Origin of the sequence: Streptosporangium sp. NPDC006013 (genome assembly GCF_040614275.1) — a bacterium.
GTDB lineage: Bacteria > Actinomycetota > Actinomycetes > Streptosporangiales > Streptosporangiaceae > Streptosporangium.
The window spans coordinates 1-9,631 of record NZ_JBEXUE010000390.1; the positions used below are offsets into that span (position 1 = coordinate 1).

The window sequence follows — 9,631 nt, forward strand, 5'->3', positions numbered from 1 at the left end:
GCCCCGGCGCTGCCGCCGGTGCTGGAGCGGGCGGGGGTCCGCCTGGATCCGGGCAAGCGGCTGGTGACCAGGGACGGCGCGGAGATCGCGCTCACCAAGAAGGAGTTCGCGGTCCTGGAGGAGCTGATGCGCGCCGAGGGCGCGGTCGTCAGTCAGGAGGACCTGCTGGACAAGGCGTGGGACGAGAACATCGATCCGTTCACCAACGTGGTGCGCGTCACCATGATGACGCTGAGAAAGAAACTGGGCGAGCCCCAGGTGATCGAGACGGTGCCAGGGGTCGGGTACAGGTTGTGAGCGCTCCGGCAGGCGGGGGAGAGGACCGTCCGACGTTCGTCCCTGCGGACGAGGACCGGGGGTCCGTGCCGACCCACCCGATGATCAGCCCGCACTCCGAGCGGGGCGCCTGGAAGAGCGAGCAGCTCGGGTCAGACCCCCCGGGCAAGGGCGAGCAGCCCCCGCCGCCGACCGGTCCGCCCGCGTGGGACGGGCCGCCCCCGATGGGCGCCGCTCCGGTCCCGCAGACTCCGCTGGACCGGCTGCGGGTGATCGTGGATCGGCTCAGCATCAGGTGGCGGCTGACCATCACCTACGCCACGCTGTTCTTCATGGCCGGTGCACTGCTGATGGCCGTGATCTACCTGATGGTGGGCTGGGCGCTCTACGCGGCGTGGCCTCCCTTCCCGTTCGACGAGCTGAAGCAGCTCGTGGGACCGGAGGGGGCGGCCAACATCAAGCAGGAATGGTACTGGCAGCAGCACGCCGCGATCTCCGGGGCGCAGCGGGAGATGCTGGCCCGCTCGCTGCTGGCTCTGCTGGGGGTCGGCATCCTGGCGGTCATCATCGGCTACATCGTCGCCGACCGGGCGCTCAAGCCGATCCAGCAGATGACCGCCACGGCCCGCAAGCTGTCGGGCTCCACGCTCGCCCACGAGCGGATCGACCTCAAGGGGCCCGACGACGAGCTGAAGGAACTGGCCGACACCTTCGACGAGATGCTCACCCGGCTCAATGTGGCCTTCGACACACAGCGAAGATTCGTGGCCAACGCCTCGCACGAGCTCCGCACCCCGCTGACGATCAACCGGACGGTCCTGGAGATCGCGCTGGGCGACCCGGAGGCGTCGGGCGATCTCAAGGCGCTGGGCCGCACCCTCCTGGAGGTCAACGCCCGCAACGAACGCCTGATCGAGGGACTGCTGCTGCTGGCGCGGAGCGAGCGCGAGCTGAGCGTGCGCAAGCCGGTGGACATGAAGGACGTGGCCGAGACGGCCGTCGACCAGCTCACCACGCGGGCCGCGGAGGCCGGGGTCACCGTGATCACCGAGCTCCGCGGTGCCGAGACCGTCGGCGATCCGGTGCTCCTGGAGCGCTGCGTGGCCAACCTGGTGGAGAACGCCATCAAGCACAACCTCCCCGAGTCCGGACGCCTGTGGGTCAGGACGGGAATGGTGGAGGGGGCGCTGGTTGTTCAGGTGGCCAACACGGGGCCGCATGTCCCCGCGTACGAGGTGAACAGTCTTTTCGAGCCGTTCCGGCGGCTCAACGCCGACCGGGTCGACTCCGACAAGGGCGCGGGGCTCGGGCTTTCCATCGTCCGCGCGGTGGTGCGGGCTCACGGGGGCAACGTGACCGCCATCCCCAGGGACGGAGGAGGTCTGGTGGTCACCGTGCGACTTCAGGCGCGCTGATCCGGCGGGGGGCGTCTCGTTCACGCCGTACATGTGGTTGGATGTGCCGTCGAACACGGTGGTGCATGCCGCCGATGCTGTGGTTTACGCCATATTTGGCTAACCGTGGCCATTGGCAGTACGTCCCTCACGTGTAGGGAGGTTCAGTGACCATTCCGGCAGGGTACCGAAGCAGGAATCTCGTCGGCAGATCGGGCACAAGTCGTGCCTCTCGAACGTTACACACGCGCGAGTGAGCGCACACAGATAGATGAGGGGGATGGAGCAGACCGATGGCTACCGATTACGACAGCCCACGCAAGACCGACGACGACCTCAGTGAGGACAGTCTTCAGGAACTGCAGGCCCGCCGTACCGACAAGTCCTCGGGCAGCATCGACATCGACGAGACGGATCTCGCCGAGTCGCTCGAACTGCCGGGCGCGGACCTGTCAAACGAGGAGCTCTCGCTCCGGGTGATTCCTCGTCAGGCCGACGAGTTCACCTGCGCGCGCTGCTTCTTGGTGCACCACCGCAGTCAGCTCGCCGTTGAGAAGAACGGTCAGCAGATATGCCGGGAATGCGCGGCTTGACGATAATTCCGATGGCCTGTTCGGGGTGTGCTCTTCCAGCCATGGGATAGGGGCCCAGGACAGCCTTGAGGAGGTTCCGAGACATGACGTCAGAGAACAGGCGGACCGATGCGGCGCCGGACGACTCCACTGCCGAGGAGTCGGACGGCGCGCCTGATCGGGAAGTGGCTGAGATCGTCGGCCGGCTCGCGGAGCCGGGTGACATGGATGGGGCCGAGCGGCGAAAGCTGCTCGGCCGCCTCACGAAAGCACTGACCCGGAGGGCGCAGAAGGCCAAGGAGGCGGGGGCGGGCCGGGGCCGCTGGCTGACCGACATGTTCATGGCCGTGGCGCCCCGCATTCCCATCCGGGACCTGCACACCCTCTCCGAGCACCACCACGGTCTCACCGCCGAGGCGCTGGCCGACGACCTGGTGCGCACCGCGGCCAAGGCCACCATGACGGTCGGAGCCATCGGCGGGGCCGTCGCCGCGGCCGAGTTCGCCGCCCCACCCCTTCTGCTCTCCGCTCCCGCCCAGCTCGTGGCCGAGACCCTCGTCGTCGCCGCGATCGAGGTCAAGCTCATCGCCGAGCTCCATGAGGTGTACGGCATGCAGGTGCCCGGCAACGGTTCCCAGCGGGCCATGGCCTTCGCGGCGGCCTGGTCCAGACAGCGCGGTGTCGACCCCATGTCCCCGGGAACGATGACCGTCGCGCTCGGCACCGCGACCAGGACCGCCCTGCGCAACAGGCTGATGCGCACTCTCGGGCGTCACCTCACCACCTTGGGTCCCTTCCTTACCGGCGCCGTGGCGGGAGGGGTCCTCAACCGCGCCGCCACGAAGAAGCTCGGCGAGCTGGTACGGAGTGATCTGAGGGTTCATCGTGCCCTTCCACCTGGAAAGCCATAGAAACTCCTCAAACGGGTAGTTAATTCAGTAAGCCCCCGACTACCTGGAGGAATTTGTGCCGGGCCGCAGTACGTTTGTGATCGTCGCCAATCGTCTCCCCGTCGACCGGGTGGGGGAGGATATGTGGCGGCGCAGCCCCGGCGGCCTCGTCACCGCGATCGCCCCGGTCCTGCAGGGCAGGGAAGGGGCCTGGATCGGCTGGCACGGGGCCCCCGGCGAACAGCTCGAACCCTTCGAGCACGACGGCATGCAGCTCGTCCCCGTCCCGCTGTCCGAGCACGAGGTCGAGCTCTACTACGAGGGTTTCTCCAACGCCACACTCTGGCCCCTTTACCACGACGTGGTCGCCACCCCCATCTACTCGCGTGTCACCTGGGACTCCTACCGCGTGGTCAACGAGCGCTTCGCCCAGGCCGCCGCCGAGGAGGCCGCAGAGAACGCGGTCGTGTGGATCCAGGACTACCAGCTCCAGCTGGTCCCGGCCATGTTGCGCAAGCTCCGCCCCGACCTGCGCATCGGTTTCTTCCTGCACATCCCCTTCCCGCCGATAGAGCTGTTCGTCCAGCTCCCGTGGCGGCGCGAGATCCTGGAGGGACTGCTCGGCGCGGACATGGTCGGCTTCCAGCGTCCCGGTGGCGCGTCCAACTTCATCCGGCTCTGCCGCCACCTGCTCGGCCTCCAGCACCACAAGCACGAGATCTACGTGGACGGCCGGGTGGTGCGCGCCGGGGCCTTCCCCATCTCCGTCGACTTCGGCGAGCTCGACTCGCTGGTCCGCGAGCCGCACATCATCTCCAGGGCCAGGGAGATCCGCAGGGAGCTGGGCGACCCCGAGTGCATACTGCTCGGCGTCGACAGGCTCGACTACACCAAGGGCATCGGCCAGCGCCTGAAGGCGTTCGGGGAACTGCTCGCGGAGAAAACGATCAAACCGGGCGAGGCGGCGTTCGTGCAGATCGCCACGCCGAGCCGGGAGCGGGTCGAGGAGTACATGCGGCTGCGCGACTCGATCGAGCTCCAGGTCGGGCGGATCAACGGCGAGCAGGGAGAGCTCGGGCAGCAGCCCGTGCAGTACCTGCACCAGTCGTACGGCCGCGACGAGCTCGCCGCGCTCTATCTCGCGGCGGATGTGATGATGGTCACACCGTTGCGTGACGGGATGAACCTGGTCGCCAAGGAGTACGTCGCCTGCCGCAACGACCTGCGCGGCGCGCTGGTGCTCAGCGAGTTCGCCGGGGCGGCCGACGAACTGCGTCAGGCGTTCATGGTCAATCCCTACGACGTCGACGGCCTCAAGCGGATCATGCTGACCGCGATGCGGGCGACCCCGCACGACCTGTCGCGCCGGATGCGCTCACTGCGCCGGAGGGTGTCCACCTATGACGTGGACCGCTGGGCGAGGGAGTTTCTCACCTCGCTCGAGTCGTCCTGACCCGTCGCCAGGCTCTTTCGCCGCCCCCGGCGGGTCCGGGGGCGGGTCCGCGGCGTTCGCCGGCCGTCAGCCGGTGGCGTCCTTGGCCGCCCCCTTCAGGGATTTCCACGCGTCGTAGCGCTTCTTGGCGCTGCGGGCGACCACGATCTGCGCCACCTGCATGCCGACCCCCATCACCACGGCGTAGCCGATCGCCTCGCCGAGGCTGATGTCCGGCGACTCGCTGTCGGCGGGCGGCTTCTTACCGGTGCTCTTCTCCCAGGCGAACCCGATGACCTTCTTGGCGCTCCAGGCGGTGACGAGGCCGAGCAGGCCACCGATGGCTCGCCACGCCATGTCCTGCTTCTCGCTCTTGTCGGCCATGTGGTCCTCCCGTTTTCTGTCCGCATCAAGAACACTAGTCTCCCCGAGCGCCATATCGCGTGAAGCCATGGCGAGGCATGACAGAACGGTGACCGTGCCCATGCCGGGGCGGCCTGGAAGCCGTACGCTCCGGCCGCCAGGAGAGCGAGGAGACGGCGCGCACGCGAATCTGTCCTTTCCGTCGGGGGATCCTGCCGTACGGTCGAGGCAGGACAGGTGAGGGGAGGACAGGCATGCCGCCAGGATGTGGCAACTGCAGCTGCTACCTCGAGGACAGGGTGATCTCCCGCCCGCCGGGTGAGCGCTGAATCCAGCCGGGTGAGCGCCGGCCCCTGACCGGGCGGGCGCCGATCCCCGACAGCACGCCGGGTGGCCCGGCCGGGTGGCCGGGCCGCTCCTCCTCGTGTCAGAGCGGCAACCCTCGCGCGTTTTCCTTCCCGGCGTGACAGTCTGGAAGGTGTGATATCAGATCGGGAGCGCCTGACGAACCTGGTACCTCGTACGTTGCTGCGTCTCGCGATGTGGAGCCTCTGCCTGATCATCATCGGCTGGGCCGTCTTCTACTTCGCCCAGTTCATCGCGACGTTGCGCATCGTGATGCTGCCGGTGGCCATCGCGCTCCTGCTGACCGCGCTGCTGTTCCCGATCACCAGGCGGCTTCGCGCGATGGGCATGCGGCCCATCTACGCCACCTGGGTCACCATGATCATCGCGCTCGCCGTGCTCGGCGGCACCGGCTGGATCATCGGGGCGCGTGCCAACGAGGAGTTCCCCGGCCTCGTCGACCAGGTGCGCCAGACGGCCAAGGACGTCGAGAACTGGCTCTACACCGGGCCCCTGCATCTGCAACCGACCCAGATCAGCAGCTGGGTCGACGAGATCGGCAAGCAGATGACCAACCAGCGCAACGAGATCACCCAGACGGTCCTCACCGGCGCCACGGTGGCGCTGGAGGTGCTGGCCTCCATCGTGCTGCTGCTGTTCGTGACCTTCTTCATGCTCAAGGACGGCGACCGGATCTGGTCGTGGTTCCTGAAGGGGTTCGGCGAGGTCGCGCCGCGCGTCGACAGGGCCGGGCGGACCGCCTGGGTGACGCTCTCGCACTACGTGCAGGGCACGGTCGCGGTGGCCGCCGTGCACGGCGTGGTCATGGGCATCGTGCTCGCCGGGATGGGGGTGCCGCTCTGGGCGGCGCTCGCGGTACTGATCTTCCTGGCCAGCTTCATCCCCATCGTCGGCATCTTCTTCGCCGGCGCCGTGGCCACCCTGGTCACCCTCGGCGCCAAGGGGCCGATCTACGCTCTGATCTTCATCGGCATCCTGATCGTGGAGCAGCAGCTGGAGAACCACGTGCTCCAGCCGCTGATCGTCGGCAGGGTGCTCCACTTCCACCCACTGGCGATCATCCTGGTGCTGGCCGTGGGCGGCATCCTGGCGGGTATCGCCGGGGCCGCGGTGGCGGTGCCGGTGGCCGCCGTGATCTACCGGGCGCTGCCCGAGCTCAGCAGTGACGAACCGCTCGCCCTGCCACCGGCCTCGCCGCATCCCGATCCCGGCGAGGCGGGCGGGGCGGGGCCCAAGGCGGGCGGGACGGGGCCTGCGGCGGAGGCGGGAAAGCCGGTGGATGAGGAATCACCGCAGCCCAGGGAGTAACGTTCTGCCCCGTGACTCGTTCCACCTTGACCACCCCTCCGCCAGATGCCGTCCTGCCACGGCCACTCCCCGGCGGGCCCGCCCCCGGCGCCGCCCTCGGTTCCCACTACAGCCGCTGTTTCGGCTGCGGTGAGGACCACCCGACCGGCCTGCGGCTGACCGCCGTCACCCCCGACGGGATCACGGTGATCGCCACGTTCACCGTGGGAACGGCACACCAGGGTGCGCCGGGCCTGGCGCACGGCGGCGTGCTCGCCACGGCGATGGACGAGGTCATCGGCATGCTGGTCTGGCTCTTCCAGCGCCCCTACGTCACCGCGAGGCTGGAGACCGACTATCTCGCCCCGGTTCCGGTCGGTACCGTCCTGCATATGCGCGCCTGGTGCAACGGCATGTCGGGCAGGAAGGCGTACCTTGAGGCTGAGGGCCGTATCGGTTCCCCGGACGGCCCGGTCGCCGTACGGGCCGCAGCGCTCTTCATCGAGGTGGGCATGGAGCACTTCGCCGAGCACGGTGACGCCCAGGCGATCATTGACGAGCATCACGAGTACGAGGTGAACCCGTGACCCATACCGTCGAGGTGCCGATCCACCGGCTCGACGTCGACCTGCCGCCGCCGTCGTACGCCCACCCGGGCGACGCGGGCGCCGACCTGCGCGCCGCCGAGGACGTCGAACTCCTCCCCGGAGAGCGGGCCGTGGTCGGCACCGGGCTGGCGATCGCCCTGCCTGATGGGTATGCCGCGTTCGTCCACCCGCGCTCGGGCCTGGCCGCCAAGTACGGCGTGACGCTCGTCAACGCGCCCGGCACCGTGGACGCGGGATACCGGGGCGAGATCAGAGTGACGCTGCTCAACACCGACACCAAGGACACCGTGCGGTTGCGCAGGGGGGACCGGATCGCGCAGCTGGTGATCCAGAAGGTGGAGAGGGCGGCGTTCTTCGAGGTGGACCGGTTGTCCGGATCGGCGCGAGGCGCGGACGGGTTCGGGTCCACGGGCCGCTGACAGGGAGTGAGTCCGACGAGGTGAAGGAGGTGGCGGACGATGATCCGGAACCTGGGCGCACCTTCGGCCCCGGAGGCCACCCGCCGCCGTATCCGGCGGGGGATGAGTTACCAGCGAAACTTCAAGGAGCGTGAGGAAAATGTTCCGACGTCACCGTCGTGAGGAGTCCCCGGCCGCCAAGGCCGCAGTGGACGAGGCCCCGCAGGTCCCGGCGCGGGAGTCGGGCCCGTGGGACGCCGACGAGCCCTACCCCGAGCGGGAGCGGGTCGACCTCGGAGGCATGCGCCTGCCGGTCGGCCCCGGTTTCGAGGTCCAGCTCAACCTGGCCGGTGACCAGATCGTCGGTGCGGTGGTCCTGTTCAACGAGAGCGCTCTGCAGGTGCACGCCTTCGCGGCGCCCAAGCGGAGCGGGATCTGGGACGAGGTCAGGGCCGAGCTGGTCGAGGGGGTGAAGAGCGCCGGAGGCACCGCCGAGGAGCGGGAGGGCGCGTTCGGCGTCGAGCTGGCCGCCAGAATCCCCGCCGAGGGCGTCGAGCAGCCGGTCCGCTACATCGGGGTGGACGGGCCGCGCTGGTTCCTGCGTGCGGTGATCAGCGGGCGCGCCGCGCAGGACGCCGAGGTGGCCGAGACGCTGGAGGGTGTCGTCCGGGACATAGTCGTGGTACGCGGCGACGAGCCGATGGCCCCCAAGGAGGCGATCGAGCTCCGGTTGCCACCCGAGGCCAGGCAGGCCGTGGAGCAGCAGGCCGCAGGGGGCGAGGGGCTCGACCTCAACCCGTTCGACCGGGGGCCGGAGATCGCGGAGATCCGCTGAGAGGCCGGATCGCGTACGCTGATTCGACTCGTACGTGAAGGAGAGGTCCGTGGGTTCTCAGGAACCGCATAAACAGAGCGGTCTGCGAGGCTTCTTTCGCCGACTGACCGCAGGCCAGGCCGAGCTGGAGGCCGACGAGCTTCAGCAGGACCTCGACCGCCAAGGCGCCACGCCCATCGTCTCGTGTGGCGGGCGCCGACGCTTCTGCGTGAGCGGTACTCTGCGGACGGTGACGCTGCGCCCTCGCGGGGGCGCTCCCGCGCTGGAGGCGGAGCTGTACGACGGTTCCGATGTGATCGATCTGATCTGGCTGGGCCGCAGGAAGATCGCGGGCATCGAGCCTGGCCGTCTGGTGCTGGCCGAAGGGCTGGTCAGCATCCAGGATGGGCGAAAAGTCATGTTCAACCCCAGATACGAGCTGCGCCCGGCAGGCGGTGCGTGAGCGATCGATGACCACGGAACGGTGAGCGAGAAGATGACCACCACCGGCGAGACCGCCGCGCACGACACGGTCGAGGCCGCGATCCGCAGCCAGCTTGCCAAGGCGTTCGGCGGGGTGCGGGGCGTCATCGAGGCCGCCGTGCCCACCATCGCCTTCACCGGCATGTGGATCGCCACCTCCGACCTGAAGCGCTCCCTGATCGTCAGTATCTCGGCCGCGGTGCTGCTGCTCGTCGTGCGGCTGGTGCAGCGCTCGACGCCGCAGTTCGTGATCAACAGCCTGATCGGCATCGGCATCGGCGCGTTCTTCGCCTCCCGCACCGGCCAGGCGGAGGACGTCTTCCTGCCCGGCATCCTCTACAACGCCGGCTACTCCGTGGTGATGCTGCTGTCCATCGTCACCCGATGGCCGGTGGTGGGGTTCCTCATCGGGTCCGTCACCGGTGACCCGACCGCGTGGCGCGCGGATCCGGCCGTGGTGAGGCTGTGCACCAGGCTCACCTGGCTGCTGATGATCCCGTGCGTGGTCCGGGTGGCGGTGCAGCTCCCCGTCTACCTGATCGGCAGGGACGACGCGGTCGCCGAGCTGGGCATTCTCAAGATCGCGATGGGCTGGCCGCTCCAGGTCGCGGCGCTCGCCGCCATGGTGTGGCTCCTGGCCCGTGGCCGGACCCCGGTGCGGCCCGCGGCCTCCTGAGCGGCAGGTCCGCCCCGCTCCGCCGCTCCCGGCCCCGCAGGGACGCCGCTGACCGGTGATCGGGCTTCGGAC

The 9,631-nt window shown here is 69.0% G+C and carries 12 protein-coding genes; 11 read left to right on the forward strand and 1 reads right to left on the reverse strand.

Translation table 11 applies throughout. The features are described from left to right. The 5 genes from ABZ260_RS38705 to ABZ260_RS38725 all read left to right on the forward strand — a co-directional run. Positions 1 to 297, forward strand: a 297-nt coding sequence (locus tag ABZ260_RS38705; RefSeq protein ID WP_355627413.1) for a winged helix-turn-helix domain-containing protein, incomplete at its 5' end; no start/stop codon positions are given. Continuing rightward, positions 294 to 1,691 (forward strand): HAMP domain-containing sensor histidine kinase, encoded by a 1,398-nt coding sequence (locus ABZ260_RS38710; RefSeq protein WP_355627416.1) that lies wholly within the window; start codon positions 294 to 296, stop codon positions 1,689 to 1,691. The genes ABZ260_RS38705 and ABZ260_RS38710, both read left to right, overlap by 4 nt. Before the next feature lie 272 nt (positions 1,692 to 1,963). Then, positions 1,964 to 2,263 carry a DUF4193 domain-containing protein gene (locus tag ABZ260_RS38715; RefSeq protein WP_030914836.1) on the forward strand — a complete coding sequence of 100 codons (300 nt, stop codon included), beginning with the start codon at positions 1,964 to 1,966 and terminating at the stop codon, positions 2,261 to 2,263. Positions 2,264 to 2,346: 83 nt separating this feature from the next. Further along, positions 2,347 to 3,153: a hypothetical protein gene (locus ABZ260_RS38720; protein ID WP_355627419.1), complete on the forward strand. Its 807-nt coding sequence runs from the start codon at positions 2,347 to 2,349 to the stop codon at positions 3,151 to 3,153. A gap of 55 nt (positions 3,154 to 3,208) precedes the next feature. Beyond that, the gene (locus ABZ260_RS38725; protein ID WP_355627422.1) at positions 3,209 to 4,585 is read left to right on the forward strand and encodes a trehalose-6-phosphate synthase; all 1,377 of its coding nucleotides are present in this window, start codon (positions 3,209 to 3,211) and stop codon (positions 4,583 to 4,585) included. A 66-nt stretch (positions 4,586 to 4,651) separates the two neighbouring features. On the opposite strand, the gene ABZ260_RS38730 is transcribed toward ABZ260_RS38725, so the two are convergent. Beyond that, positions 4,652 to 4,948, reverse strand: a complete 297-nt coding sequence (locus ABZ260_RS38730; protein ID WP_350917439.1) for a DUF4235 domain-containing protein — start codon at positions 4,946 to 4,948, stop codon at positions 4,652 to 4,654. A gap of 504 nt (positions 4,949 to 5,452) precedes the next feature. Here ABZ260_RS38730 and ABZ260_RS38735 point away from each other — a divergent pair. The 6 genes from ABZ260_RS38735 (at position 5,453) to ABZ260_RS38760 (ending at position 9,559) form a co-directional block, all read left to right on the forward strand. Next, a complete protein-coding gene (locus ABZ260_RS38735) occupies positions 5,453 to 6,601 on the forward strand; it encodes an AI-2E family transporter (RefSeq protein WP_355627425.1) in 1,149 nt (382 codons plus the stop codon). 11 nt (positions 6,602 to 6,612) lie between these two features. Beyond that, the gene (locus tag ABZ260_RS38740; RefSeq protein WP_350917433.1) at positions 6,613 to 7,167 is read left to right on the forward strand and encodes a PaaI family thioesterase; all 555 of its coding nucleotides are present in this window, start codon (positions 6,613 to 6,615) and stop codon (positions 7,165 to 7,167) included. Next, positions 7,164 to 7,607 (forward strand): dUTP diphosphatase, encoded by a 444-nt coding sequence (gene dut / locus ABZ260_RS38745; protein WP_355627428.1) that lies wholly within the window; start codon positions 7,164 to 7,166, stop codon positions 7,605 to 7,607. The genes ABZ260_RS38740 and dut overlap by 4 nt, the downstream gene beginning before the upstream one ends. 139 nt (positions 7,608 to 7,746) lie before the next feature. Beyond that, the gene (locus tag ABZ260_RS38750) at positions 7,747 to 8,421 is read left to right on the forward strand and encodes a DUF3710 domain-containing protein (RefSeq protein WP_355627430.1); all 675 of its coding nucleotides are present in this window, start codon (positions 7,747 to 7,749) and stop codon (positions 8,419 to 8,421) included. Between the two features lie 49 nt (positions 8,422 to 8,470). Beyond that, complete coding sequence (locus ABZ260_RS38755; RefSeq protein WP_030914810.1) at positions 8,471 to 8,863, forward strand: OB-fold nucleic acid binding domain-containing protein; 393 nt, start codon at positions 8,471 to 8,473, stop codon at positions 8,861 to 8,863. Between the two features lie 33 nt (positions 8,864 to 8,896). Then, entirely contained in the window at positions 8,897 to 9,559 is a 663-nt protein-coding gene (locus ABZ260_RS38760) for a DUF3159 domain-containing protein (RefSeq protein ID WP_355627433.1), read from the forward strand. Positions 9,560 to 9,631: the final 72 nt, after the last annotated feature.